Origin of the sequence: Thauera sedimentorum, from assembly GCF_014489115.1 — a bacterium.
Classification (GTDB): Bacteria; Pseudomonadota; Gammaproteobacteria; order Burkholderiales; family Rhodocyclaceae; genus Pseudothauera; species Pseudothauera sedimentorum.
Genome location: NZ_JACTAH010000002.1, coordinates 837,337 through 861,214, shown reverse-complemented (window position 1 = coordinate 861,214; position 23,878 = coordinate 837,337). Strand labels below are relative to the sequence as shown.

25 protein-coding genes are annotated in these 23,878 nt (G+C 68.6%); 4 read left to right on the top strand and 21 right to left on the bottom strand.

What is annotated here, in order from left to right:
- Positions 1 to 126: 126 nt before the first annotated feature.
- Genes IAI53_RS13780 through IAI53_RS13765 form a run of 4 tightly spaced genes read right to left on the bottom strand, consistent with a single transcriptional unit; the run spans position 127 to position 4,239 of the window.
- Entirely contained in the window at positions 127 to 1,368 is a 1,242-nt protein-coding gene (locus tag IAI53_RS13780) for a diaminopropionate ammonia-lyase (protein WP_222948306.1), read from the bottom strand.
- A gap of 8 nt (positions 1,369 to 1,376) precedes the next feature.
- Complete coding sequence (locus IAI53_RS13775) at positions 1,377 to 2,402, bottom strand: TRAP transporter substrate-binding protein (protein WP_187718748.1); 1,026 nt, start codon at positions 2,400 to 2,402, stop codon at positions 1,377 to 1,379.
- A gap of 13 nt (positions 2,403 to 2,415) precedes the next feature.
- Positions 2,416 to 3,705, bottom strand: coding sequence for a TRAP transporter large permease (locus IAI53_RS13770; RefSeq protein WP_187718747.1), 1,290 nt, complete (start codon positions 3,703 to 3,705; stop codon positions 2,416 to 2,418).
- A 12-nt stretch (positions 3,706 to 3,717) separates the two neighbouring features.
- Positions 3,718 to 4,239 (bottom strand): TRAP transporter small permease, encoded by a 522-nt coding sequence (locus IAI53_RS13765; protein WP_187718746.1) that lies wholly within the window; start codon positions 4,237 to 4,239, stop codon positions 3,718 to 3,720.
- Between the two features lie 698 nt (positions 4,240 to 4,937).
- Here IAI53_RS13765 and IAI53_RS13760 point away from each other — a divergent pair.
- Together IAI53_RS13760 and IAI53_RS13755 are read left to right on the top strand one after the other, a co-directional pair.
- On the top strand, positions 4,938 to 5,810 hold the full coding sequence (locus IAI53_RS13760) for a FapA family protein (protein WP_187718745.1): 873 nt from the start codon (positions 4,938 to 4,940) through the stop codon (positions 5,808 to 5,810).
- A 12-nt stretch (positions 5,811 to 5,822) separates the two neighbouring features.
- The gene (locus IAI53_RS13755; RefSeq protein WP_222948305.1) at positions 5,823 to 6,512 is read left to right on the top strand and encodes a hypothetical protein; all 690 of its coding nucleotides are present in this window, start codon (positions 5,823 to 5,825) and stop codon (positions 6,510 to 6,512) included.
- Positions 6,513 to 6,542: 30 nt separating this feature from the next.
- Here the strand turns inward: IAI53_RS13755 and IAI53_RS13750 are convergent, their stop codons facing one another.
- The 4 genes from IAI53_RS13750 to IAI53_RS13735 all read right to left on the bottom strand — a co-directional run bounded on the left by IAI53_RS13750 (position 6,543) and on the right by IAI53_RS13735 (position 13,166).
- The gene (locus IAI53_RS13750) at positions 6,543 to 8,423 is read right to left on the bottom strand and encodes an MFS transporter (protein ID WP_187718744.1); all 1,881 of its coding nucleotides are present in this window, start codon (positions 8,421 to 8,423) and stop codon (positions 6,543 to 6,545) included.
- The gene (locus IAI53_RS13745; RefSeq protein ID WP_187718743.1) at positions 8,420 to 9,703 is read right to left on the bottom strand and encodes an amidohydrolase family protein; all 1,284 of its coding nucleotides are present in this window, start codon (positions 9,701 to 9,703) and stop codon (positions 8,420 to 8,422) included. Before IAI53_RS13745 ends, IAI53_RS13750 begins: the two co-directional genes overlap by 4 nt.
- 299 nt (positions 9,704 to 10,002) lie before the next feature.
- Positions 10,003 to 12,159 (bottom strand): bifunctional acyl-ACP--phospholipid O-acyltransferase/long-chain-fatty-acid--ACP ligase, encoded by a 2,157-nt coding sequence (gene aas, locus IAI53_RS13740; RefSeq protein ID WP_187718742.1) that lies wholly within the window; start codon positions 12,157 to 12,159, stop codon positions 10,003 to 10,005.
- Positions 12,160 to 12,404: 245 nt separating this feature from the next.
- Positions 12,405 to 13,166 carry a helix-turn-helix domain-containing protein gene (locus IAI53_RS13735; protein WP_187718741.1) on the bottom strand — a complete coding sequence of 254 codons (762 nt, stop codon included), beginning with the start codon at positions 13,164 to 13,166 and terminating at the stop codon, positions 12,405 to 12,407.
- A gap of 208 nt (positions 13,167 to 13,374) precedes the next feature.
- Between IAI53_RS13735 and IAI53_RS13730 the strand changes: the two genes are divergently transcribed.
- Both IAI53_RS13730 and IAI53_RS13725 read left to right on the top strand, forming a co-directional pair.
- Positions 13,375 to 13,692 carry a type II toxin-antitoxin system RelE/ParE family toxin gene (locus tag IAI53_RS13730; protein WP_187718740.1) on the top strand — a complete coding sequence of 106 codons (318 nt, stop codon included), beginning with the start codon at positions 13,375 to 13,377 and terminating at the stop codon, positions 13,690 to 13,692.
- 5 nt (positions 13,693 to 13,697) lie between these two features.
- On the top strand, positions 13,698 to 13,985 hold the full coding sequence (locus tag IAI53_RS13725) for an addiction module antidote protein (RefSeq protein ID WP_187718739.1): 288 nt from the start codon (positions 13,698 to 13,700) through the stop codon (positions 13,983 to 13,985).
- 130 nt (positions 13,986 to 14,115) lie between these two features.
- Here the strand turns inward: IAI53_RS13725 and IAI53_RS13720 are convergent, their stop codons facing one another.
- From IAI53_RS13720 to IAI53_RS13660, 13 genes are all read right to left on the bottom strand, one after another.
- Positions 14,116 to 14,424, bottom strand: coding sequence for a type II toxin-antitoxin system RelE/ParE family toxin (locus tag IAI53_RS13720; protein WP_187718738.1), 309 nt, complete (start codon positions 14,422 to 14,424; stop codon positions 14,116 to 14,118).
- Positions 14,421 to 14,696: a YlcI/YnfO family protein gene (locus tag IAI53_RS13715; RefSeq protein WP_187718737.1), complete on the bottom strand. Its 276-nt coding sequence runs from the start codon at positions 14,694 to 14,696 to the stop codon at positions 14,421 to 14,423. Before IAI53_RS13715 ends, IAI53_RS13720 begins: the two co-directional genes overlap by 4 nt.
- A gap of 181 nt (positions 14,697 to 14,877) precedes the next feature.
- The gene (gene draG, locus IAI53_RS13710) at positions 14,878 to 15,870 is read right to left on the bottom strand and encodes an ADP-ribosyl-[dinitrogen reductase] hydrolase (protein ID WP_349771930.1); all 993 of its coding nucleotides are present in this window, start codon (positions 15,868 to 15,870) and stop codon (positions 14,878 to 14,880) included.
- Positions 15,871 to 16,446 (bottom strand): nitrogen fixation protein NifQ, encoded by a 576-nt coding sequence (locus IAI53_RS13705; protein WP_187718736.1) that lies wholly within the window; start codon positions 16,444 to 16,446, stop codon positions 15,871 to 15,873.
- Between the two features lie 64 nt (positions 16,447 to 16,510).
- Positions 16,511 to 16,861, bottom strand: a complete 351-nt coding sequence (locus IAI53_RS13700; RefSeq protein ID WP_187718735.1) for a 2Fe-2S iron-sulfur cluster-binding protein — start codon at positions 16,859 to 16,861, stop codon at positions 16,511 to 16,513.
- A 43-nt stretch (positions 16,862 to 16,904) separates the two neighbouring features.
- A complete protein-coding gene (locus IAI53_RS13695) occupies positions 16,905 to 17,192 on the bottom strand; it encodes a 2Fe-2S iron-sulfur cluster-binding protein (RefSeq protein ID WP_187718734.1) in 288 nt (95 codons plus the stop codon).
- An 11-nt stretch (positions 17,193 to 17,203) separates the two neighbouring features.
- Complete coding sequence (locus IAI53_RS13690) at positions 17,204 to 18,493, bottom strand: FprA family A-type flavoprotein (protein ID WP_187718733.1); 1,290 nt, start codon at positions 18,491 to 18,493, stop codon at positions 17,204 to 17,206.
- Complete coding sequence (locus IAI53_RS13685) at positions 18,490 to 18,927, bottom strand: ArsC/Spx/MgsR family protein (RefSeq protein ID WP_187718732.1); 438 nt, start codon at positions 18,925 to 18,927, stop codon at positions 18,490 to 18,492. The genes IAI53_RS13690 and IAI53_RS13685 overlap by 4 nt, the downstream gene beginning before the upstream one ends.
- 145 nt (positions 18,928 to 19,072) lie before the next feature.
- A complete protein-coding gene (locus tag IAI53_RS13680) occupies positions 19,073 to 19,366 on the bottom strand; it encodes a 4Fe-4S binding protein (RefSeq protein ID WP_187718731.1) in 294 nt (97 codons plus the stop codon).
- A 14-nt stretch (positions 19,367 to 19,380) separates the two neighbouring features.
- Entirely contained in the window at positions 19,381 to 20,883 is a 1,503-nt protein-coding gene (gene nifB / locus IAI53_RS13675; protein ID WP_187718730.1) for a nitrogenase cofactor biosynthesis protein NifB, read from the bottom strand.
- Between the two features lie 191 nt (positions 20,884 to 21,074).
- Positions 21,075 to 21,314: a hypothetical protein gene (locus IAI53_RS13670; protein ID WP_187718729.1), complete on the bottom strand. Its 240-nt coding sequence runs from the start codon at positions 21,312 to 21,314 to the stop codon at positions 21,075 to 21,077.
- A gap of 171 nt (positions 21,315 to 21,485) precedes the next feature.
- Entirely contained in the window at positions 21,486 to 22,127 is a 642-nt protein-coding gene (locus tag IAI53_RS13665) for a glutathione S-transferase (RefSeq protein WP_187718728.1), read from the bottom strand.
- 49 nt (positions 22,128 to 22,176) lie between these two features.
- Positions 22,177 to 23,802, bottom strand: a complete 1,626-nt coding sequence (locus IAI53_RS13660; protein WP_187718727.1) for a methyl-accepting chemotaxis protein — start codon at positions 23,800 to 23,802, stop codon at positions 22,177 to 22,179.
- Between the last annotated feature and the right edge of the window lie 76 nt (positions 23,803 to 23,878).

The window sequence follows — 23,878 nt, the reverse complement described above, 5'->3', positions numbered from 1 at the left end:
ATCCCCCTCCCGACCTCCCCCTTGAAGGGGGAGGAGAAATGCCCCGGACTGCCGCGGACAGCTCCCTCCCCTTCAAGGGGAGGGTTGGGGTGGGGATGGGGCTCATCCGCCCGAACACAACCCCACTCATCCCATCCCCCCTTCCACGGCCTCCGCGCTGCGGCCGACCAGTTGGGCGTACAGCTCGGGGTCGGTGGCGCCTTCGCTGCCGATCAGCAGCACCCGGCTGTCCGGGCCCAGGCCGAGGGCTGCGGCCATCTGCGGGCGCACGGCGGCCATCAGCAGGCCGGCGAGGCCGGCTACGGCGGATTCGCCGGCGGCCAGCGGCTGGTCGCCAAACGGGGCATCGGCCAGCAGGCGCATGCAGGCCACCGCGGCGGCGTCCGGCACGGTGAGGAAGTCGGCGGCGCCGGCGGCGAGCACGTCCCAGGCGATCAGCGAGACTTCGCCGCAGGCCAGGCCCGCCATCAGCGTGTCGAGTTCGCCATGCACCGCGACCGGCGTGCCGGCGGCGGCGGACTCAAACAGGCAGGCGGCCTTGTCCGGCTCTACCACCACGAAGCGTCCACGCTGATCGCCCAGGCGCTCCCACAGCTGGGCGCACACCGCGGCGGCCAGGCCACCGACGCCGCCCTGGATGAACACATGGGTGGGCGGTGCGGCTTCGGGCCACTGGCGCAGGGCTTCCTCGACCATCACCGAATAGCCCTGCATGACGTCGCGCGGCACGTCGGTGTAGCCGGGGTAGGAGGTATCGGAGACCACGAAGCGGCCGTGTTCCCTGGCCGCGGCGTCCGCGGCGCGTACCGCGTCGTCGTAGTTGCCGGCGGTGCGCACCACTTCCGCGCCGTAGCGCGCGATGGCCGCGCGGCGGCCTTCGGAGACGGTCGAATGGATGTAGATGACGCACTTGCAGCCGAACACCTGCGCGCCCCAGGCCACCGAGCGGCCGTGGTTGCCGTCGGTGGCGCAGGTCACGGTGATGTCGGCGACCACGTCGCGGAACTTGCCGTCCAGCAGGTCGCGGCTGCTGGCGACCTGGCCGGTGCGGCTCAGGATTTCCTTCTTCAGCAGGCGCAGCACGGCGTAGGCGCCGCCCAGGGCCTTGAAGCTGCCCAGGCCGAAGCGCCCGGCCTCGTGCTTGTAGTGGATGGCGCCCAGACCCGCCGCGCGGGCGATGCCGGCGAGGCTCACCAGTGGCGTGGGCGCGTAACCCGGCCACTGGGCGATCTCGGTCATCGCCTCTTCATGCGCGGCGAGGCTGAGGATGGGCTTGAGGCGCTCCGGGTAGGCCCCGGCCTGCGGCCGGCCGGCGCAGTGCGCCAGCGGCAGCGAGGCCAGTTCGCCCAGCAGCTGCGCGTTGTTCACCGTGCCGCTCACTTTCCGGCGGCCTCGACCGCCTGCTCCAGCGCGCTCAGCATGTCTTCGCCTTCCTTGCCGAAGGTCTCGCTCACATAGGCCTTCACCGCGGGCTGGGCGGCGCTGCGGAAAGCGGCCTTCTCGGCGGGCGTCAGCGAGGTCACCGTCATGGTCTTGGCCAGCGCCGGCAGGCCCTTGCTGGAGGCTTCGATGATGCGGCTGATGCCGCGGTTGGCGACGATGGCGCTCTTTGCCGCGCTCCGCACCACGGCCTGCTCGTCGGGGGTGAGGCTGTCGAAGAACTTGCGGTTGATCACCCAGACGTAGGGCGCGAACAGGTGGTCGGTGAGGGTGATGTGCTTCTGCACCTCGTTGAACTTGGCCATGGTGATGATGGGCACCGGGTTCATCTGGCCGTCGGCCACGCCGGTCTGCAGCGCGGTGTATACCTCGGCCCAGGCGATGGCCGCGGGCTGGCCGCCCAGGCTGGAGATGATGCGCTTGTGCGGCTCGCTGGTCATGGTGCGGATCTTGAGGCCGGCCATGTCGGCCGGGGTCTTGATCGCCTTCTTGGAGTTGGTGATGGCGAAGAAGCCGCCCGAATCACCGAAACCGAGCACCGCCATGCCGGTCTTGGCCTCGATGTCGGCCGCCAGCTTCTGGCCGAAGGGGCCGTCGAACACGGTGTAGGTGGTGGAGATGTCCGGGAACAGGAAGGGCACGTCGAGCACGCCGATCATCGGATAGGCGCTGGCGAAGCCGCCCACCGAGAAAATGCCGGCCTGCACCAGCCCGCCCTTGACCTGGCTGAGCACCTCGTTGTCCTTGCCGAGCTGGCCGTTGGGGAAGGTCTGCACCTTCACCGAACCGCCGGTGCCGGATTCCACCAGGTTCTTGAACACCGTGACCATGGCGCCGGTGGTGCTCTCGAAGGGGTCATCCACGTTCAGGTGGTGCAGCTTGATGATCTTCTCCGCATGGGCGGGAGCGACGGCGAAGGCCAGCGCGGTGGCGGCGGCGGTGAGCAGGGTCTTCAGTTTCATGGCGGGTGACTCCTTACGGATTGACGTAGCCGAACAGGCGGGGGAGGAAGAGGGTGAGGTCGGACCAGTAGGCGATCAGGAACAGGATCACGACCTCGGCGACGAGGAAGGGGGCGAGCGCGCGGGCGATGCGCTCCAGGCGTTCGCCGGTGACCGAGCACAGTACGAACAGGCAGGCGCCCACCGGCGGGGTCATCAGCGACAGGTTGAGCGCCAGGATGATCATGATCCCCGCATGCACCGGGTCGATGCCGACCGCGGCGGTGAGCGGGCCGAGCACCGGGGCGAGGATGATCAGCGCCGCGGTGATGTCCAGGAACATGCCGACGAACAGCAGCAGGGCCAGCACCATGCCGATGACCCCGGCCTTGCTGTCGGTGATCGACAGCATGGCGCTGGCAATCATCTGCGGGATCTGGTGGAAGGTGAGCCACCAGCTGAGGATGGAGGCGGCGGCGATGATCAGGAACACCGCGCCGGTGATGCGTGCGGTGCGGATCAGCATGATGCCGACCTGCTTCAGGTTGAGCGTGCGGTAGATGACGAAGCCGACGAACATGGCGTAGGCCACCGCGATGGACGCCGCCTCGGTGGGGGTAACGATGCCGAACAGGATGCCGCCGAGGATGATGGCCGGCATGGTCAGGCCGATCAGGCTGTCCTTGAAGCTCACCAGGATGCTCATCAGGCTGGGCCGGCCTTCGCCCTTGGGCAGGCCGAGCTTCTTGCCCAGGGCGCCGATCACCGCCATGCAGATGGCGCAGATCAGCAGGCCGGGCACGATACCCGCGGCGAACAGGCCGGCAATCGACACGCCCATGATGGAGCCGTAGATCACCATCAGGTTCGAAGGCGGAATGGTCGGCCCGATGATGGAGCCGGCGGCGGTCACCGCGCAGGCGAAGGGCTTGCTGTAGCCCTGCTTGACCATCGCCGGCACCAGGGTGTTGCCCATGGCCGCGGCGTCCGACACCGCGGCGCCGGTCATTCCGGCGAACAGCACCGAGGCCACCATGTTGGCGTGGGCCAGGCCGCCGCGCAGGTAGCCCACCAGCGACAGCGCAAAGGCCACCAGGCGCTGGGTGATGCCGGAGGCGTTCATCAGCTCGCCGGCCAGGATGAAGAAGGGCATGGCCATGAAGGTGAACATGTCCAGGCCTTCGAAGTAGCGCTTGGGCGCCATCGCCAGGAAGGACACATCCCCCAGCTGCAGCAGGCCGACCGCGCCGGAGATGCCCAGCACCACCCCCACGGGCATGCCGAGCAGCATCAGGCCGAAGAAACACAGGGCGACGATCCACATGGCGGCGGGCTCTCAGTAGGGCACCGCAGCGGTTTCGCCGCGCGGCAGGTCTGCAAAATCGGTGGCGAGGCGCACGCCGAACTGGAAGGCGGCCAGCGCCGAGGACACCGGCACCGCGGCGAACGGCCACTGCATGGTGATGCCGAACAGGGTGGAATACTGGCTGCGCCCTTCGGCCACCATGTCGATGCCGTAGACGCACATGAAGGCGAAGAAGCCCACGCAGGTGGCGTCGATCGCCAGCTTGAGCACCCGGCGCGGCCCCGGCGGCAGCTTGCCCGACAGCAGGTCCAGGCCGACGTGCTCGCGCCACCAGGCCGCGCAGGACACCGCCAGCAGCGCCGCCCAGATCATCAGGTAGCGGGCCAGCTCCTCGCTCCAGCTGAAGCCGCCCTCGGTGAAGTAGCGCCCGATCACGCCCAGCCAGACCACCAGCACCATCGCCGCGACCAGCCCGGCGCACAGCCATTCGACCACGCGGTTTACCCGCCGGCCGACGGATTCGATACGCTGTGCGAGCGCGCTAAGGGTCATGACGATTCCTGGTCTGTTGAGGGGTGATTCCGACGCCGGAAACGGGCGTGTTGGAACCACTCTAAAACACAAATTTCAGAACTGCAAAACTAAAATTTTTGTTTCCATGATGGTGCATGCCGGTGCTGCGGCGCATCATCCCGGTGCATCGCAAGTTACTGAGGAAAAAGCGAAAGCGCACCCGGATCGACGATGCGGTGCACCGACGCACGCAAACGGGGAACGCCGGCCGTGTGACGCGCCGGCAGCGTCCCGCCGCCCATGACGGCGTCCATCTGGCCTACAATGCGGGCCGTCCTCGCTTCACCCCCCACACCCATCATGCCGACCTTCGCCACCGCCACCCGCTCCGTCCATGTGCATCCGTGCGCAGGCGGCGTCGTGCGTGCAGGCCGTGCCGCGCTGCGTTCGCGCGGCGTTGCGCCCGAGCTGGCATTCAAGGTCAAAGGGTCCCCGGCCGTGCTTTCCACGGCCGTGCGGGACCGGCACAGGGACTAAGCCCCTCACCCCCCGCACGGCACATTGCCCAGGGCGCATCGCGCCTTGTTCAACGTGCAGCCGGGCGGTGACCTCCACGCCCATCCGCCCTTGCTCAGCCGCTCTCCGCGCGGCATGCGGGGCCGGGCCCACACACCGCCATGGCTGCGATCCGGCCGCCGCGCTTCAGGCGCGACGGCACGCTCGCACGCATACACGCCATGGATCTCACCAAGAATTTCGTCAAAGCCAAACGCCCCTGCACCGAGGGCTTCCGCTGGTTCCTGCGCCACTACCAGGACGGCGGCAACTACCAGGAACTGCTCGACGCGCTGGTCGCCGACGGGCGCATCAACGACGCCTGCTGGCTGCTCGACCAGTTCGGCCCCACCGACGCGGTACGCACGCTGGACACCCTGTTCGCCGAGGCGATGGTGTTCGCCGGCACCCTTGAAGTACGCGGCAACATCGAAACAGGCGGTCTGGTGCGCGCCGGGCGCGACATCCGCGCTGGCGGCGGCATCCACGTCGGCGACGAACTGAGCGCCGGCGGCGACCTGCGCTGCCAGGGCGGGGTGTGGACCGGCGGAAAGCTGGTCACCGGCGGCGATCTGCGCGTCGCCTGGGGCATCGAGACCCATGCCGACATCCTCTGCGGCGGCGACCTGCGCGCCGGCTGGGCGCTGCATTGCAGCGGCGAGCTCACCGTGGTGGGCAATGCGGTGGTCGGCCAGGACGTACACATCGACGCCGACCTGCACTGCGGCAAGAGCCTGCACGCCGGTGGCGACATCCGCGCGCACGCCCTGCGGGCCGGGCACGGCGTGCTCGCCGACGGGTCGATCGCCTGCGCGGACCACCTGGAGGCCGGCTGGGGACTGCGCGCCGGCGGCGACATCTTTGCAGGCGGCGCGATCCGCGCCGGCGAAGGGCTGGAAGCGGGCGGCCAGATCCGCGCCGGTGCCGGCTACGGCGTGTTTGCCGGTCTGGACGTGCAGCGCGAGGCCTGGGAGGTCAGCGCCCGGGTCAGCGCCCGCGAGCACCCCGCCGGCCTGATCAGCGGCTGGTGGACCGGGCCCGCAGCCCTGCGCTGAGGAGGCTCCGCCATGACCACCCTGACCATGCCGGCCCGCCCGGCAGGCCGCCCCACGTCCGCCTGGCGCCGGATGCTGCACGCACTGCGTCCCTTGCTGGAACTGCGCATCGACGTACACCACCGCCCGGACGACATCGCCGCCGAACTGGCCGCCCTGCACCGCCGGCTGAACACGCCGGGCGACACCCTGCACGGCATCGGCGCGCTCCCGGCGCTGTTGCCGGGCCTGGTCTTCCGTTACCGCGAGGCCGACGGCGAGCACTACGTCTATGTGGAAGACCCCGCGCGCGGCGTGCTGGCCGGCTACACCGTGTTCAACCGCCTGATCGAGGTCAGCCGCCGCGCCGACCGCCACCTGCGTTCGCCGCACTCACGCTACGCCCCGCCCTACCAGGGGCGCGGCATCGCCAGCGCGGTGTATGAGTGGGCGCTGGCGCGCGGCTTCTGCCTGGTCAGCGGCGCCCGCCAGTCCACCGGCGCACACGCGCTGTGGCGCGCCCTCGCCCGCCGCCACCCCTGCGGCTATCTCGACATCCGCGCCAAACGCATCCGCTACCTCGGCCCGCAAGTGACCCCGGCCACGCGCGACGACCTGCACACCCGCATGATCCTGCTCGGCCGGGGCTGGGATCTCCCGCGCCTGCGCGACGAGGCGGACGTGGGAGACATCGCGGCCAAGGCCGCTCCTACAGGTCGGTAGGAGTGGCCTCGGCCGCGATTGCGGCGCGCGTTACCGCCGTTCCCCCCGCAGCGCCGCAACCTGCTGCTGCAGGGCTTCCGGCGTCACCGACTCCGGCCCCACCGGCGCGGCGGCGACCAGTTCGATGCGGTTGAAGGCGCCGCGGCGGAAGGGGCGGCTCATCGCCGGGCCGTCCTTGCGGCTGAAGAAGCTGCCCCACAGCCCGCGCAGCGCCACCGGCACTACCGGCACCGGGGTGCGTTCGACGATGCGCGCGATGCCCGGGCGGAAGGGATAGAGCTCGCCGGTGTCGGTGATCCGCCCTTCCGGGAACAGGCCGACCAGCTCGCCGGCTTCCAGCGCGCGGGCGACCTCGTCGAAGGCGCGCTCCATCATCGCCGGGTCTTCCTTCGCCGGGGCGATGGGAATCGCCCGGCTGGTGCGGAACACGAAGGAGAGGATGGGCCAGCGGAAGATCTGGTGGTCCATGACGAAGCGCACCGGCCGGCGGCAGGCGGCCATGATGATCAGCGCATCGACGAAGCTCACATGGTTGGCGACGATCACCGCCGGCCCCTTCTCCGGCACGTGGTCCATGCCGTCCACCTTCAGGCGGTACACGGTGTGCACCAGCAGCCAGACGATGAAGCGCAGCAGGAACTCCGGCACCAGGGTGTAGATGTAGATCGCCACCGCGGCGTTGAGCAGCGCGGTGATCAGGAAGAGCTGCGCCACGCTGAGGCCGGCGGCCAGCAGGCTCGCACCCATGGCGGCGGCCACCACCATGAACATGGCGTTCAGGATGTTGTTGGCGGCGATGATGCGCGAACGGTGCGAGGGCTCGGAACGGCTCTGCACCAGCGCGTACAGCGGCACGATGTAGAAGCCGCCGCAGATGGCGATCATCACCAGGTCGAAGAGGATGCGCCAGGTGTCGGGTTGGGCGAGCAGCTCGGAGAGCGGGCGCATCGCCGCACCGGCTTCCAGCGCCGGGCTGGCCCACCACAGGTCGAGCCCGAACACGGTGAGGCCGATGGAGCCGAAGGGCACCAGGCCGATCTCCACCTGCTTGCCGGACATGCGCTCGCACAAGAGCGACCCGACCGCGATGCCGACCGAGAACACCGCCAGCAGCAGGGTCACCGCCTTCTCGTCGCCGCCCAGCACGGTGGCCGCGTAACCGGGGAACTGCGACAGGAAGACCGCGCCGTAGAACCAGAACCAGGAGATGCCGAGGATGGACAGGAACACCGTGCGGTTCTCGCGCGCGAAGCGCAGCATCTGCCAGGTCTGGGTCAGCGGGTTCCAGGCGATCTTCATCTTCGGGTCGGCCGCCGGCACCGGCAGGATCGCACGGCTGGCCAGATAACCCAGCACCGCGGTGGCCACCACCCCGGCAGACACCCAGGTGGGGCCGTCCGGCACCGCGATCAGCAGGCCGCCGACGATGGTGCCGAGCAGGATGGCGACGAAGGTGCCGGATTCCACCAGCGCGTTGCCGCCCACCAGCTCATGCTCGGCCAGCATCTGCGGCAGGATGGCGTACTTGACCGGGCCGAAGATGGCCGACTGGGTACCCATCAGGAACAGCGTGGCGAGCAGCAGGTTCACCGAGGACAGTGCGAAGGCCGCCGTGGCGATGAGCATGATCGCCACCTCAAGCAGCTTGGTGAAGCGGATCAGCCGGCTCTTCTCGAACTTGTCGGCAAACTGCCCGGCGGTGGCGGAGAACAGGAAGAAAGGCAGGATGAACAACCCGGCGGCGATGTTCACCAGCACGCCGGGCGCCAGCTCGGTGAGCTGCGCGGCCTGGAAGGTGATCAGCACCACCAGCGCGTTCTTGTAGAAGTTGTCGTTGAAGGCGCCGAGGAACTGGGTCAGGAAGAAGGGCAGGAAGCGGCGCTCCTGCATCAGTTTGAACTGCGAGCTCATGCGGTCGTCCGGTCGAAGAAGCGGCGGGTCTCGAACACGCTCGCCGGCAGGCGGCGGCCGTGGCTGCTGAGGTGGCGCTTCAGCACAAAGGTGAACAGCAGCGGATTATGCGCGCGGATTTCCTCCAGCACCGGTACCGCGGCCTCGTCCAGCATGCCCTCGTGCGCGAAGGCGGCGGGCGAGATCAGCGGCAGGATGCCGGGCAGCGGGTAATCGGTGCCGTAGAGCAGGCGCGGATGCCAGTCCTCGCGCTCGATGATGGTGCGCACCACCTCGATGCGACGGTTGCGCAGCTCGATGGCGGAGATGTCGCCAAAGAGCAGCGCCTTGTAGCGATCCTCGCCCATCATGCGGTCGAAGAGCGCGAAGCTCGGCACCCGCGGGCCGTTGGCCCCTTTGTCCAGATCCACGTCCTCGCCGATGCTCGCGCAATGCGCCATCACCACCCGCACGCCATGGTCCAGCGCGCGGCGCAGATGCAGCGGGTTGGACCACTCCGGCCGCCCCGCGCCATGCACCGCCTGCTCCTCGCCGACGTGGGTGATCAGCGGCAGGTCGAGCTCGACCAGCGCGCGGTAGAACGGATCGCAGGCCGGGCTGGCCGGGTCGATACCCATCGCCGGCGGCAGCCACTTGACCGCGCGGGCACCCTCCGCCGCGGCCTGCGCCAGCGCATCCAGCGCATCGGCCCGGTAAGGGTGGATCGAGCACACCCACTCGAAGCGCTCCGGGGTGGCGCGCGCCACGTCCCGCGCATAGCTGTTGGGCACGTAGAGCGCGCTCTTGTCCGGCAGCGGCGTGCCGTCGGCGGCATGCGCGCGGTCGAAGGCGAACAGCATGGTCTTGTAGCCCGGCGCCATGCCGTCGGAGAGGTTGTGCAGGCGCTCGACGTAGCTGTCATCCACCCGCCCCGGCGCCTGATGCACGCAGCCGGCGTTGAGGTAGAACAGGCGCTGGATGTACTGCAGCGGATTGAGCGGGCTCAGCATGTCCGGCGACATCACGATGCCGTGCCCGCCATCGCCCGTGCCGGCCAGATGCGCGTGGCAGTCCCACACCATCGTCGGGTCCAGCCCGCGCCAGGCGGCGGCGACCAGCGGGTGGCCGGCGAGGTCGTCGGGGAGGTCGGAGAGGCAGGGGTTGAAGATCTTGGGCTGGGCGAGCACCACCGCCGCACCGCCGGTGGCAGCCAGGGCACCCGCGGCCAGCCCGGCGCGCAGCCAGCGGCGGCGGGCGGGGGAGAAGCCGTTGGGTTTGGAGTTGGGCTGTGGATAAGACATTGCAGCTCGCTCAAGTACGCAGGAACACTGTTAGCAGGTCCCTTCCCCTTCAAGGGGGTGAGGGCGGGGTTTCGCGGAGCATCGCTCCGTGCCGACCGAACGGGCTGGCTGTGCAAAGCCAGCCCTCCGGACAGGATGGGGATGGGTTTCGGGTCAGTTGGGCCGCGCGGAGCACCCCATCCCCACCCCAACCCGGGAGTCTCCGCTTCGCTCCGCCGCTCCGGCGGCGCAGAGCAGTGCTCTGCGAAACCCCGCCTCCGCCCCCTTGAAGGGGAGGGAGCAGCCCCCTACCGGCGCCGTCACTCCACCACCTCCGCCCGCCGCTTCAACGCCACGTGGTCAATTTTCCCCGTCCCCAGCAACGGCAAGCCCTCCACCACTACGATGATGCGCGGCACCGCGAGTTCGGCCAGCCCCAGGCCGCGCGCGGCGGCGGCCAGCGCGTCGCGGGTCAGCGTCGCGTCGGTGGTGAACAACACCAACGCCTCCCCCTTCGCCGCATCCGCCCGGCTGCTCGCCGCGTGCTGCCCCGCAGGCGACGCGCTGGCGGCGAGCTTTTCCACCGTCTCCAGGCTGACCATCTCGCCGGCGATCTTGGCGAAGCGCTTCACCCGCCCGACGATGCGCACGAAGCCGTCGTCGTCGATCTCCACCACGTCGCCGGTTTCGTACCAGCCTTCGCCCATGCTCGAAACCGGCGCCTGCAACACGCCCGGCTGGTCCACCTTGAGGTAGCCGCTCATCAGGTTGGGCCCGCTCACATGCAGCATGCCGCGCCGCCCGCCCTGGTCGTCGATGCCCGGCACCGCTTCCAGCTTGGCGTGCAGGCCGGGCAGCACCTGGCCAACGGTGCCGCGGCGGAAGGCCATCGGGGTGTTCACCGCGATCACCGGGGCGGTCTCGGTGGCGCCGTAGCCTTCGAAGATGCGGATGCCGAACTTGTCGAACCACGCCTCGCGCACCGGCTCGGCCAGCTTCTCGGCGCCGGCGATCACGTAGCGCAGGCGGTGGAAGTCGTAGGGGTGGGCGTGCTTGGCGTAGTTGCCGAGGAAGGTGGAGGTGCCGAACAACACGGTGCAGCCACGGTCGTAGGCCAGCTCCGGGATCACCCGGTAGTGCAGCGGGCTGGGGTAGAGGAACACGTTGGCCCCGCACAGCACCGGCAACAGACCGCCCGCGGTGAGGCCGAAGGAGTGGAAGAGCGGCAGCGCGTTGAGCACCTTGTCATCCACCGAGAAATCCACCACCGCGCGGATCTGCGCGATGTTGGCGAGCAGCGCGCGGTGCGAGAGCACCACGCCCTTGGGCTTGCCCTCGGAGCCGGAGGTGAACTGGATCACCGCCGGCTCTTCGGCATGGCCGATGTGGGTGGCCGCCCGCGGAAAGCGCACCGCCCACAGCACCAGCCACAGCTTGTCGGCCAGCGTCATCGAAGCGCGCAGGTCTTCCAGGTAAAGGAGTTGCACGCCCTCCAGCGCGGCGAGCTTGCCCGCCAGCTTGGCCTGCTCGACGAAGGCGCGCGAGGTCAGCACGCTGCGGATCTGCGCCGCAGTGCAGGCGGCCTGCAGGCCATCGACGCCTGCGGTGTAGTTGAGCATGGCCGGCACCCGGCGCTGCGCGCTGAGGCCGAACACCAGCGCCAGCGTCGGCGCCAGATTGGGCAGCATCACCCCGACGTTCTCCCCCGGCTGCGTGTGGCGCGACACCAGGCGGCCGAGCCCCAGTGCCATGCGCAGCAACTCGCCGTAGGAATACTCCTGCTGCTTCAGGTCTTCCACCAGCCGGCGCTTGCTGCCGTGGATGGCTGCGGCGTCGAGCAGGGCTTCGAACAGGGTCTGCTTCGGGCGGGTGGCGAAGATCATCTCCTGCATCACCCGACGCATCGCCTCCCCCGCCTTGCGCCGGCGCTCCCGCGCGGTGGGCGCGGCCGGCATCACTATGCGCGTCGTCGGCTGGATGTACAGGCTGATCTGCGGCAGCAGCCGGCGCGGATAGCGCCCGCCGAGGCGGGAGAAGTAGGTGCGCGCCGCCCCGTCGATGCGCACCGGCAGCAGCGTCGCCCCGGTACGCGCGGCGACGAAGGCCGGGCCGTCATAGGTCTTCATCAGGCTGCCGGTGGTGGTGATGCGACCTTCGGGGAAGATCACCACCGGCCGGCCGGATTCGATCAGCCGCACCACGCGCTTCATCGCCATCGGGCTGGTGGGGTCGACCGCGAGGTGGTCGACCAGCATCAGCACCAGGCGGAACAGCGGGTTCTTCGCCACCGTGGTGTGCACCACGAACACCGGATCGAGCGGCAGGAAGAGGCCCAACAGCAGGCCGTCGAGCAGCGATTCGTGATTGGCGATGACCAGCAGGCGGTCGGTGGGCGCAGGCATGCGGCCTTCGATGCGCACGCGGAAGAGCACGCGGGCGATGCTGCGCAGGAGGGATTTGATCAGGGTGCGGAACATATGGGCTCCGTATAGAGATTCGTTCGGTGCAATCAAGAACAGCGTCGATTCAGCGTGGCAAGGCCCACTCCCTCCCCTTCAAGGGGAGGGCTGGGGTGGGGATGGGTTTCCGTCGGAGGCGACCAAGACCCATCCCCCTCCTAACCTCCCAGGGCCGGCTTTGCACAGCCGGCCCGCTCAGCCGGCGCGAAGCAGTGCTTCGCGAAACCCCGGCTTCGCCCCCCTTGAAGGGGGAGGAACCCGCCCTAAGACGCGTCCGGCCAGGCAACCTCCTCCCGCTTCATGTCCCGAAACGCCGCCATCAGCCACGAGCGCATCGCGATCACCAAGGTGTAGGGGCGGCGCTGCGCAGCGGGCAGCTTCTGATCGACGATGTGCTGCCGCGCGAAATCCTCGCCGACCCGCGCCAGCCGCTCGCGAAAGCTGTTCGCCAGCCCCGCCCCGATCTGCCCATGCACCACGGTAAGCATCTCCGCCTCGCCATCAAACCCGCCGGCGAAGTAATCCTCCAGCACCTCACCGCGGAAGTAGCTCATCACCGGCCCATGCGCGCGCCAGCGGAAACCCTTGGCCACGCGCAGACGGTAACGATTGAGCGGGCGCAGCTCGATGATGCCCAGGCGGTCCAGGCGCAGCAGATGGCCGGTGCATTCGGCCGCGTCCATGCGGTAGGTGGCGACGATCTGCTCCGCACTCCACTGGCTCATGCAACAGATCGCCACCAGCAACAGCCTGCGGTCGGCCACCACCGCCTGCTCCTGCTCCAGCGTGAGTTCCGCGAGAAGCGGCTGGCGGTCGGCGACGCGGCGCGCGAGATCGGCAAAGTCCAGCCCGAGCACGCGACAGACTTCATCGACACGCGACAGCGGCATGTCGCCGCCGCGCGCAAACATGCGCTTCACGGAAGACTCGGCCAGCCCGATGCGGCCGGCCAGTTCGGCATAAGTGATGCGGGCGTCGCGCAGTTCGGACTTGAGGGCGGCGACGAGATCGGCGGAGGTGCTCATGGTGATGGGGGGCTGCGGTGATGAAGATGCGTGGAGGATAGTATTCGATGCACTTCAACGCACGTACAACATGCTTAGTATCGCATTGCGATACCTTCCGTCGATATAGTCGCGACGCCGCCCCCCTATCCACCCCACCGACCACAAGCATTGAGGGCTCACACCGCATAACCAGCCAGCTACGCCACATTTGTGTTCACGTATCCGAATGGATACGCTACATAGGGCGTACACCTTTCACCGCTCCAGCGAGTTCGACTCCTGGCTCTCGGCACTGAAAGACAAGCTCGGCCGGGCCCGCATCCTTCACCGCACCCGCGCTGCCGAGCACGGCAACTTCGGTGACTGCGAACCCGTTGGCGAAGGCGTCTCGGAGATGCGCATCCACGTCGGCCCCGGCTATCGCGTCTATTTCACCCGCCGCGGCGACGTGGTCTACCTGCTTCTGCTGGGCGGCGACAAATCCTCGCAGAAGCGCGACATCAGGCGCGCCATCGCGATGGCGCGGGCTTTGGACAAGGAGTGATCGCCATGGCCAGCTTCACCCCCTTCGACGCCGCCGATTACCTCGACGACGAGGAAACAATCGCGGCCTACCTCAGCGCCGCGCTGGAAGACCCCAATCCGGACGTCTTCCTGACCGCGGTACGCGATGTCGCCCGCGCGCGAGGCATGTCCCAGCTCGCAAAGGATGCCGGCCTCGGGCGCGAAAGTCTGTACAAGGCGCTCACGCCTGGCGCCAAGCCTCGCTACGACACGGTCCTGAAACTGCTTCACGCACTTGGGGTCAAGCTGTCGGCCTCGCCGATTCATTCATGAACCGTCTGTCGATTCCGTGCCGGTTCTATGACATGGAAAGCCTGGACAACACTTGATGAGCACCTTCACGGATTCGCAAGCAGGCTTGTAAGCGAAGGGGCATGAGCCGATTGATCCGATCGACTGCGCTTCAGTGGTAATCGTCCTCGCGCTGATGCCGCACCGCCAGCACCGTAACCGTCTCGGCGTCGTCAATCTCGAAAAGCGCGACATAGCCGGCCGCCCCAAAGGGAATCACCAACTCACGCAAAAACGGCGAATCGGCGGCGGCCTTACGGCAGGTGAAGGGCAGCTGCTCCAGTGTTTGAATACCGGCGCGTATCGCGTCCAGCGCCCGCTCAGCCAGCGCCCAGTCAGCGGCGTCCTGCTCCAATAGGAACGCGTACAACCTGACGAGATCGTCTTCGGCTTCCGGGGCAAACCGGACCCTGTACGTCATGTGCGGGATTTGCCGGACTTGGCCTTGTCGAGCATGCCCTGGAGGCGATCCACCACGGCGGAGGCATCGACATAGCTCCCCGCCTGCCGCGCCTGATCGCGCGCGATCAGGCCACGTGCGATGAACTCCTGTTCGGCCTGGCGATAGGCGATGGTCTGGCGGATGGCCTGCTCGACGAAACCCGACAGGCTTTCCCCTTCGCGCAGGACACTTTCGGCAGAACGGCGCAGTTCGGGATCAACCCGCAGGGAAGGAATGGTGGCGGTTTTCATCTGGGCACCTTTTGCGTTGCATTTGCGATGCAGTATGGCGTCTGCTGAACCGCTGCACAAGTGGATTGGCAGGGAGGCGGCGGCGGCTTTACGGGGCGAAGGGGGAAACAATCAGTTGAGGTCGATTACCCCTAGTAACCCATCCCCATCCTGTCCTTCCCCTTGAAGGGGAAGGAACCTGCTAATCGCGTCTGCCTGTAGCCCTCATCACCGGCGCCAGTTCGATCACCTCGCAAGCCAAACGCACCGCCTCCCGCCGCACCTCCACCTTCACCGCCCGTCGCCATTCCGCCGGCAACCCCGACTCCCCCACCAACGCCCCCATCACCATGCCGGCAATCGCGCCGGTGGTGTCGGCATCCCCACCACGGTTCACCACGTCGGTGAGCACCGCGGCGAAGCCGTCGTTGTTGTCGATGGCCTGGCAGACGGCGCGCATCGTGTCGACGATGTAGCCGGTGGGGTTGTCGCAGCGTTTGCTGCGGAAGGCGAAGTCGGGGTGGGCGGCGGCCAGGGCGTGGGCGACGTTTAGCACGCCGCCGAGGCCGCGGCCGGCCAGTGCGGCGTGCACCATGCGCACGACGGCGATAGTGGCGGCGTCGGTGAGCGGGTTGTGGTGGGTGACGCGGGCCTGGGTGAGGGCGGCGGCGGCGATGTCTTCATCGGCCGCGCCGAAGGTGGCAAGTGCGACGGGCAGGCAGCGCATGGCGCCGCCGTTGCCGGCGTCCTCGGAGACTTCAGCTTCCGCGGTGCCGTGCAGGCGCCAGCGCAGGATGCCGCGGCGCACGGTGTTGCCGATGTCCACCGGCTTGGCGCGCATCCAGGCGTCGAAGGCTTCGGCGCATTGGGCCGCGCTGGGCGGGCCGCCGGCGGCGAGCCAGGCTTGGGCGAGCGCGAAAGTCATCGTGGTGTCGTCGGTGACTTCGCCCGCGGGCAGGCGCAGCCAGCCGCCGCCGATGATGCGCTTGTGCACGCCGTACTGGGCGGCGATCTCGCGCGGGGTCATGAATTCGACGGTGGCGCCGAGCGCGTCGCCGATGGCGAGGCCCAGCATGGCGCCGCAGGCGCGGTCGATGAGCCGGGCGGGGTCCGGCGGCAGGGTGTCGTCGGGGCCGGACTCGCCCGCTCGAGGGGCCGCGCCGGCCCGCACGGGCCTAGCGAGGGCGCCGCTCACTCAGACCTCCGGGCCGAAGCACACCGCGTGGTCGTTGCAGGCCTCGCAGCTGGGCGAGGCGCAGACGTAGACGCCTTCGCGCTGGCACAGCTCGCGGTAGAGGAATTTCTTCCACTTCATGTCGCGCGTGTTGGCCGCGGCCAGCGCCGGGAAGTTGAGCGCGACCAGTTGCGAGAGTTCGCGCCGCGAGGGCAGGCCGAGGTCCTGCCACAGGTGGTCGGCGCCCATGCAGGCGGTGGCGACGATGAGCGCCATGTCGTCCGCGCCGGGCACGGCAGCATCCGCTTCGCCGGCGAGGAAGCCGAGCAGGTCTTCGAACTCCGGGAACAGCTCGGGGCGCGGGGCGAGGTCCGCCTTGGGGCGCCAGGTGAGGCCGGGGAAGTGGCGGGCGACGAGTGCGGCGAAGCGCTCCGTGCCCAGTCCGAGGTCGGCGGGCAGCATGCCGTCACCGAGGGTCCAGCCGGCGATCAGGTGGGCGAGGATCTCGTCGTTGGGCGTGCCGGCGGCGTGCGCCATCAAATGCGCCTGCAGCGCGAGGCGGGCGGGCGAAGGGCGGTGGGTCAGAGGCGCGAGCATGTTCGGGACTCCCATGTTGTTGCTGGCCGGCGCCGCGCGCGGGCGGCACCGGACCGGGTGGTGCTCAGTACTCGACGTGCAGATCCTCGTCGCGCACGATCAGCTGGCAGGCCAGGCGCCACGGGGTGTGGACGACGTCGTCCACGCGCATGGCTTCGATGTCCTCGGCGCTGATCTTCTTGTGCTCCTTGAGCACGAGGATTTCCTTGTCGGTCAGCGGGCCGGCCATCGAGCCCTTCTTGGACAGGACGGTGACCTTGACCATGCAGGTGGCGCACTCGCCATCGCCACAGGAGAAGTCGATCGGGATGTGGTTGTCCTTGGCGATCTGCAGGATGGTCTGGGTGTGCGAGCCGGCCACGGCGTAGACGGTCTTGGACTTGTGGATGGGGCTCGAGAAGGTGACATTGGGCATTGCGGCACTCCGTGCGTGGTTGAACAAAGGGTGTTGCGCGGGATCAGCCCGGCCGCACCACGACGTGCCCGCCGAGCACCTGGGCCTGGCAGGCCAGGCGGTCTGCGGCGCCGGCGTAGATGTCCTTGAGCACCTTGTCCTCCAGCACCGAGGGGCTGGCCAGATGCTCGGCGCCGGAGACGATCTTCATCATGCAGGTGCCGCATTCGCCTTCGCGGCAGCCGTAGGTGAGGCCGGCGCCGACTTTCTCGGAGACTTCGATCAGGCGGGTGCCGGCGGGCACGGTGACGGTGACGCCGATGTCCTCGAAAGTGACCTGGGCCTTGGGCATGTTCGGTTCCTCTAAGCGGTGAGCGCGCCGGGCGCGGTGAAATCGATGTGACGGGGGGCTGCGCGGCCGACCAGGTGTTCGGCCAGTTCGCGGCCGAGCGCGCTGCACGCGCCCAGTTCGTCGTCGGTGGGGATGAGCTTGACCTTCACGCCGGGCCGCGGCACGCGCAGCTTGAGCCCGCGCAGGCGGTCCTCGATAAGGCCGACGGCCTCGCCGCTCCAGCCGTAGGAGCCGAAGGCGGCGCCGAACTTGCCCTTGACCTTGACCAGGGTGAGCGAGGAGAGCAGCTCCCATACCGGCTTGACCGCGTCGCCGTTGATGGTGGGCGAGCCGAACACCAGCCCGTCGGCCTCTTCGATGAGGTCGACGAAGGGGCCCGGCTCGCTGCCGATCAGGTCGTAGAGCGACACGCGCACGCCATCGACGCCTTCGGCGCCCTCGCGCACCGCCTGGGCCATGCGCGCGGTGTTGCCGTAGGCGCTGATGTAGAACACCAGCAGGGTCTTCTCGCGCTCGCCGGCTTCGTTGGCGAGCAGCGGCGCGGCCATCTGGCGGTAGCGGCGCACGTAGCTGGCGGGTGCGTCGCGCAACACCGGGCCGTGGGCCGGGGCGATGAGGCGGATGGGCAGCGGCTCGATCTGGTCGAGCGCGGTCAGCACATGCTCGCGGAAGGGCCGCATGATGTGCTGGTAGTAGTAATCGAAGGAGAAACGGAAGTCGCCGACGCGGTCGTTGAACAGGCGCGCATCGCAGTAGTGGCAGCCGAACACGTCGCCGGAGAACAGCAGGCCGTCTTCCTCCACCCAGGTGCATTGGGTGTCCGGCCAGTGCAGGTAGGGGGTGTAGAGAAAGCGCAGGCTGCGCCCGCCGAGGTCCACCCGGGTGTCCTCATCCACGACCACCAGGCGGGATTCGTCCACGCCGTCCTTGACGATGCCCTTGAGCATCTTGAGCGCGGCCGCCGACAAATACACGCGGGCCTGGGGCGCGGCGACCAGCAGCGCGGGCAGCGCGCCGGTGTGGTCCGGCTCCAGGTGGTTGAGGACGATGGCGCGGATTTCCTCCGGCCGGCAGCAGGCCCACAGGCGGGCGAAGAAGTCGTCGGCGAACTCGGCCTTGACGGTGTCGATGACCGCCACGCCTTCCGTGCCGCGCACCGCGTAGGCGTTGTAGCTGGTGCCGTTGGCAGTGCGCAGGATGATGTCGAACTGGCGCAGGTCGGGGTCGAGCGCGCCCACCCAGTGCACATCGGAGGCGATGGCAACGGGCTGGCCGGGCAGGACGGCGACCGGGGCGCTCATTCTCGTGCAGCCCCGGGTGACGGACAGGAGGCCGCGTGGGCGTGGTCGCCGTGGCTGCAGGCTTGCGGGACGTCGGCGTCCGGCAACTCGATGCCGCGTGCAGCGAGCCATTCGGGATCGAAGCCGGCGCGGCGCAGGCCGGCGACTTCGATCAGCGGGCGGCGGATCAGCAGCGGCTCTTCCACCATGCGGGCGAGCGCCGCCTCCGGGCTGAAGGCGGCCGGCACCACGCTGCCGGATTTCACCGCCGGCGCGGCCGGGTTGAACCACTGCGCCACCGGCTGCGTGCCGAAGAAGCCGGCCAGCAGCTCGGGCGTCCACGCTTCGCTGAGCAGGTCGCGCACCGTCACCTTGCAGCCCGCCGCTTCCAGCAGGCGGATCTGCTTGGTGTTGGTGGCGCAACCCGGCTTCCACCAGAGGCTTACATGCGACATTCGCCTTCCCTCCAGTGCAGTGCCTTGCAGGCGGCTTGCGGCCATGAAACCAATGGATTTCTTCGGCAAGCAAGGCGCGGCCCCGCAGGCATATCGACCATATGGCAAGGGGGCGCAACGCCGCATGCCGGAGAAAGACGCGGTTTCATAGCGAGCCGCTTGCGAGGCACTGCACCCGATCGAGGAGATGGAGCGGGATGCCGGTGAGCGAACCCGGCGGGTTCAGCGGCTCGCCGAACTCATCCACGATGGCGCCTTCGATCGGGCAGATTTCCGAGCACTGCGGCAGGTCGTGGTCACCCAGGCACTCGGTGCACTTGTCCGGATTGATGAAGAACACCGGGCGGCCCTTCTCCACCGGGGCACTGATGGCCTTGTTGGGACACAGCGGCTCGCAGGCGTAGCAGCCCACGCAGAGGTCGTTGATGACGAGGCTCATGGTCGCTGTCCTCCTCAGGCCGCGGCGCGGGTGGTGTCTGCAGCGGCGGCGAGCTTGCCGGCGGCGGCCAGCTCGTCGTACACCGCGCGCAGGGCGTCGTCGATCGGCTCCATGGCGTGCTCGCCATTGGGCTGGATGCCGGCCTTTTCCAGGTCGCCCCAGGGCTCGAAGCCGATCTTGCTGGCGAGCAGCACTTCCACGCCTTCGAGCGAGCGGATGATGCCGGCGAGCACGGTCTCGCCGTCGCCACAGGAGGTGTCGCCCATGCAGTAGGGCGTGCACTTGCGGTGGCCAAGGAAGCGCGCCGACTGCGGGCCGACCTCATAGACGAGGAACTCGTGCGCGTGGCCGAAGTGCTCGTTGATCACCCCGCCGCCCTTGGTGGCCACGGCGATGCGCACGTTGCGCAGCGCGGGGGCCGGTGTCTCTTCGACGACCTCGGGCTGGAACTTGGGCGCGGCGCGCAGCGCGCGCTTCATGTCCAGTTCGGCGGTGATCTGCTCGTGCACCTTGGCGCGCTCGACCATCGCCGAGGCGTAGTCGATTTCCATGGCGTCGATCTTGTCGAGGGTGAACTCGGCGCCGCGGTCTTCGCCCAACATGCCGACCGCGTCGGCACGGCACTGGCGGCAGTGGCGCATCATCGACATGTCGCCGGCACAGGCGTCCTGCAGGGCTTCGAGCTCCAGCGCGGTGGGTTCGCGCTGGCCCATGATGCCGTAGTAGGTGCCGTGCTCGGCCTCGGCGATCAGCGGCATGACGTTGTGCAGGAAGGCGCCCTTGGCCTTGACGATCTTGCTGACCTCCTTGAGGTGCTCGTCATTGACCCCGGGGATCATCACCGAGTTGACCTTCACCAGGATGCCGCGCGCGGTGAGCATCTCCAGGCCTTTCTGCTGCTGCTCGATGAGGATCTTCGCGCCTTCCACGCCGCGGATGCGGCGGTTGTTCCAGAAGATCCACGGATAGATCTGCGCGCCGATCTCGGGATCGACACAGTTGATGGTGATGGTGACGTGGTCGATGTTGTGCTTGGCCAACTCGTCGACACAGTCTGGCAGCGACAGGCCGTTGGTGGACACGCACAACTTGATGTCCGGCGCCTGCTCCGAGAGCTGGCGGAAGGTCTCGAAGGTGCGCTCCGGGTTGGCGAGGGGGTCTCCGGGTCCGGCGATGCCCAGCACGCTCATCTGCGGGATGGCCGCGGCCACCGCGAGCGTCTTCTTGACCGCCTGGTCGGGGGTCATCAGCTCGGACACCACCCCCGGGCGCGACTCGTTGGAACAGTCGTACTTGCGGTTGCAGTAGTTGCACTGGATGTTGCAGGCCGGGGCGACGGCCACGTGCATGCGGGCGAAGTGGTGGTGCGCCTCTTCCGAGTAGCAGGGGTGGTCCTGCACCTTGGCGCGGATGTGGTCGGGCAGGTGCGCGAGCGCATCCGGCGCGCTGCCACAGCCGCTGGAACTACAGCCGCCCGATTCCGCCGGCGCGGCGTTGCTGATGACCGGAAGTTCCATCGTCGTTCCCCTTGCGATGTCTGATGCTTTGGCATCGCAAGCGGCATGCCAGCCGCGGGAACGACTCAAGTCATTGTTTACATGATGGTTGTGCGCGCCTCAGGCGGGCTTTGTCGCATATGCCACAGGCCGCCGACCGGCCCTTTGTGGCACTCGCAACAAGGCCCGCGGCCGGGCGCCGGCGTCTTCCCTCAGCCGCCGGCCAGCTTCATCTCCGCGAAGCCCACCGCCAACCACACCAGGCTGCCGATCTGGCTGACCAGCTTGGGCGAGGCCTTGAAGGTCTTCTCGAAATGCGCCGGCGGCAGCAACTGCGCGCCCAGCAGCAGCGCGGCGACGATGGCGGCGACGTTCCAGCCGGCGAGGGCGACCACAACGTACTGCACCAGGTGCAGCACGATGAAACCGATACGGACCAGCACGGGCGACATTGCGGGCGATTCCATGTTCAGTGAGGACGGGCGGGATTCTGACATGGATCGGCCGCGGGCAAGCCCGCGGTGACGGCATCCGGTTTCCCGACGGCGGCAATCGCGGCCAAGGCCGCTCCTACGGGGAAAGCGCTGCGCCTGTAGGAGCGGCCTTGGCCGCGATCCGGCGGTTCAGGCGCCCCGCGCCCGCACCGTACCAAACCCATGCGGCGCAGCGCGGAACTCGGGCAGGCGTTCGGCGCTTTTCGACAGCGCCTGCAGCGCCGGGTAGTCCTCGCCCGGCACCGCCTCGGGCACCATGTCCTGGATGAAGTACCAGGCCACCGCCGTGGCGACGTCGCCGCGGGTGAGCGTCCCGCTGGCCACCTCCACCGGCTGGGCGGCGTAGGCGGCTTCCAGCCCGGCGCAGGCGGCGAGCAGTTGGCCGGAGACGCGCTCCACCCAGGGCGCGTGCACCTTCTCGGCCGGGCGCAGCTGGCGTTCATAGACGATCTGCACGCTCTTCTCGCAGGCCGCCAGCGCCAGGCCGACCAGGTAGAGGTCGCTCTGCAAGGCGACCGCATCGGCCGGCACCAGGCTGCGGCGCTTGGCGGGGAAGCTTTCGGCGTATTCCAGGATCAGGCTGGAGTCCATCAGCACCAGGCCGTCGTCGCAGATCAGCGAAGGCGCCTTGACCACCGGGTTGATGCGGCGGAACTCGTCGAAGTGGCGGAAGACCGACACCGGGCGGTGTTCGAAGGGCAGGCCGAGGAGCTGGAGCGACACCGCCACGCGGCGGACGTAGGGGGAATCGAGCATGCCGATGAGCTGCACGGGGGCCTCCTTGCTGATCTGCTTGTGCGGCCCGCCAGTATGCACCGGCTCAGGCGAGCTGGAAGCGCGCGATCATGCGGTTCAGGTCGACGGTGAGCTGCTTGAGCGCGGCGGCGGATTCGCCAACTTCGCGCTGGGTGCCGGTGAGCTGCTCGACCGAGGCGCTGACCTGCTCGACGCGCTCGGCCACCGCCTGGCTGGTCTGGCGCTGTTCGTGCAGTGCGTCGGTGATGCCGCTCACCCCGTGCAGGGTGGCGTCGATGGCCGTGCGGATCTGCTGCATGGCCTCACCCGCGCTGGCCGCGCACGCCTTGCCCTGCCCCACCTGGCCGCAGGCGTCGGTGATCTGGCGGGTGGTGGCGTCCATGCCCTCGCGGATGGCGGTGACCACGCCGACGATCTCGGCGGTGGAGGACGCGGTGCGCTCGGCGAGCTTGCGCACCTCGTCGGCCACTACCGCGAAGCCGCGCCCCTGCTCGCCGGCGCGCGCGGCCTCGATGGCGGCGTTGAGTGCCAGCAGATTGGTCTGGTCGGCGATCTCGCGGATGACATTGACGATGGTGCCGATACGCTGCGACTGCTCGTTGAGGCGGGCAATGCTCTGCGCGCCATCGCCGATCACGCGCTCGATCTCCTCCATGCCGGCGATGGTCGAGGCGATCACCGCCAGGCCGGTTTCTCCTGCGCTGCGCGCCTCGTCGGCAGCGCGACGCACTTCGGCCGAACTTTCCGAGATGTGGGCGATGGACACCGCCAGCTCCTGCATGGCCGCGGCCATCACGCTGGACGACTCGCCCTGCTGCAGGGTGCTGCGCAGCGCACATTCGGAGGTTTCCGCCAGCCGCCCGGCGTTCTGGTCGATATGCCCGGAGCTGTGCGAGATGCCGCGGATGATGTCCACCAGATTGCTGCGCATGGTGTGGATGGACGCCATCACGCCAACCGGCTGCGCCTCACCGGCGGACACGGCGGCCAGGCGTCCGGAGGAGATGGCCGCTGCCGACTGTGCCAGCGCATCCGGCTCGGCGCCCAGTTGGACCAGGATGCTGCGGCGGATGGCCAGCGACAGGCCGATGCCCACCGCCATCGCCAGGCCGCCGACGCCGACCATCAACATGAAGTCGGTGGCGTAGCGTGCCTGGGCGGCTTCGTATTCCTCGCGGGCGAGGTCGAGCTGCAGTTCGATCAGGTCGGAGATCTTCTGCGAGATCGGGTCGATCACCGCGGGCAGGGTCTTCACCATGTACTGGTTGAGCCCGAAGTAATCCTCCTGGTCGAGCAGGGCCTTGAGTCCGGCGATCGGCTGCGCGGCCTCGGCCACCAGCACGCGCACCTCCTCGGCCAGTGCCTGCTCGCGCGCGCCCTTGCGGGTGGCGAGATAGGCGCGCATGTGTTCGTCGATACGCCGCTCGGCCTCCTCGATGAGCTCCTTGGCGGCGGCGGTGGTCAGCAGGCTGCTGTTGGCCTTGTAGGAGGCGTTGACGATGTTCACCGCGAACATGTCGGCCACCACCTTGAGGTCGCGCACCGCCACCACACGGTCGGCGTACAGGGTCTCGAGTCCATCCACCGAGCTGCGCATGCCTTTCAGCCCGAGTCCGGCCAGCAGGGTCAGGCAGGCCAGCAGCACCGCGCTCAGCAACAGCACGCGGGTTCCCACTTTGAGTGAGTTCATGTGTTCGGATTCCAGTCAGCGGCCCGCGGTTGGGGGAGGCGGGCGCGACGATTCTCTGGCTGGAATGTTGCGGTCT

What these genes read in the sequence shown, in the direction of transcription:
- IAI53_RS13775 (WP_187718748.1), bottom strand. Translation starts at nt 2,402, where the DNA reads ATGAAACTGAAGACCCTGCTCACCGCCGCCGCCACCGCGCTGGCCTTC.
- IAI53_RS13770 (WP_187718747.1), bottom strand. Translation starts at nt 3,705, where the DNA reads ATGTGGATCGTCGCCCTGTGTTTCTTCGGCCTGATGCTGCTCGGCATG.
- IAI53_RS13765 (WP_187718746.1), bottom strand. Translation starts at nt 4,239, where the DNA reads ATGACCCTTAGCGCGCTCGCACAGCGTATCGAATCCGTCGGCCGGCGG.
- IAI53_RS13760 (WP_187718745.1), top strand. Translation starts at nt 4,938, where the DNA reads ATGGATCTCACCAAGAATTTCGTCAAAGCCAAACGCCCCTGCACCGAG.
- IAI53_RS13755 (WP_222948305.1), top strand. Translation starts at nt 5,823, where the DNA reads ATGACCACCCTGACCATGCCGGCCCGCCCGGCAGGCCGCCCCACGTCC.
- IAI53_RS13750 (WP_187718744.1), bottom strand. Translation starts at nt 8,423, where the DNA reads ATGAGCTCGCAGTTCAAACTGATGCAGGAGCGCCGCTTCCTGCCCTTC.
- IAI53_RS13745 (WP_187718743.1), bottom strand. Translation starts at nt 9,703, where the DNA reads ATGTCTTATCCACAGCCCAACTCCAAACCCAACGGCTTCTCCCCCGCC.
- aas (WP_187718742.1), bottom strand. Translation starts at nt 12,159, where the DNA reads ATGTTCCGCACCCTGATCAAATCCCTCCTGCGCAGCATCGCCCGCGTG.
- IAI53_RS13735 (WP_187718741.1), bottom strand. Translation starts at nt 13,166, where the DNA reads ATGAGCACCTCCGCCGATCTCGTCGCCGCCCTCAAGTCCGAACTGCGC.
- IAI53_RS13730 (WP_187718740.1), top strand. Translation starts at nt 13,375, where the DNA reads ATGGATACGCTACATAGGGCGTACACCTTTCACCGCTCCAGCGAGTTC.
- IAI53_RS13725 (WP_187718739.1), top strand. Translation starts at nt 13,698, where the DNA reads ATGGCCAGCTTCACCCCCTTCGACGCCGCCGATTACCTCGACGACGAG.
- IAI53_RS13720 (WP_187718738.1), bottom strand. Translation starts at nt 14,424, where the DNA reads ATGACGTACAGGGTCCGGTTTGCCCCGGAAGCCGAAGACGATCTCGTC.
- IAI53_RS13715 (WP_187718737.1), bottom strand. Translation starts at nt 14,696, where the DNA reads ATGAAAACCGCCACCATTCCTTCCCTGCGGGTTGATCCCGAACTGCGC.
- IAI53_RS13705 (WP_187718736.1), bottom strand. Translation starts at nt 16,446, where the DNA reads ATGCTCGCGCCTCTGACCCACCGCCCTTCGCCCGCCCGCCTCGCGCTG.
- IAI53_RS13700 (WP_187718735.1), bottom strand. Translation starts at nt 16,861, where the DNA reads ATGCCCAATGTCACCTTCTCGAGCCCCATCCACAAGTCCAAGACCGTC.
- IAI53_RS13695 (WP_187718734.1), bottom strand. Translation starts at nt 17,192, where the DNA reads ATGCCCAAGGCCCAGGTCACTTTCGAGGACATCGGCGTCACCGTCACC.
- IAI53_RS13690 (WP_187718733.1), bottom strand. Translation starts at nt 18,493, where the DNA reads ATGAGCGCCCCGGTCGCCGTCCTGCCCGGCCAGCCCGTTGCCATCGCC.
- IAI53_RS13685 (WP_187718732.1), bottom strand. Translation starts at nt 18,927, where the DNA reads ATGTCGCATGTAAGCCTCTGGTGGAAGCCGGGTTGCGCCACCAACACC.
- IAI53_RS13680 (WP_187718731.1), bottom strand. Translation starts at nt 19,366, where the DNA reads ATGAGCCTCGTCATCAACGACCTCTGCGTGGGCTGCTACGCCTGCGAG.
- nifB (WP_187718730.1), bottom strand. Translation starts at nt 20,883, where the DNA reads ATGGAACTTCCGGTCATCAGCAACGCCGCGCCGGCGGAATCGGGCGGC.
- IAI53_RS13670 (WP_187718729.1), bottom strand. Translation starts at nt 21,314, where the DNA reads ATGTCGCCCGTGCTGGTCCGTATCGGTTTCATCGTGCTGCACCTGGTG.
- IAI53_RS13660 (WP_187718727.1), bottom strand. Translation starts at nt 23,802, where the DNA reads ATGAACTCACTCAAAGTGGGAACCCGCGTGCTGTTGCTGAGCGCGGTG.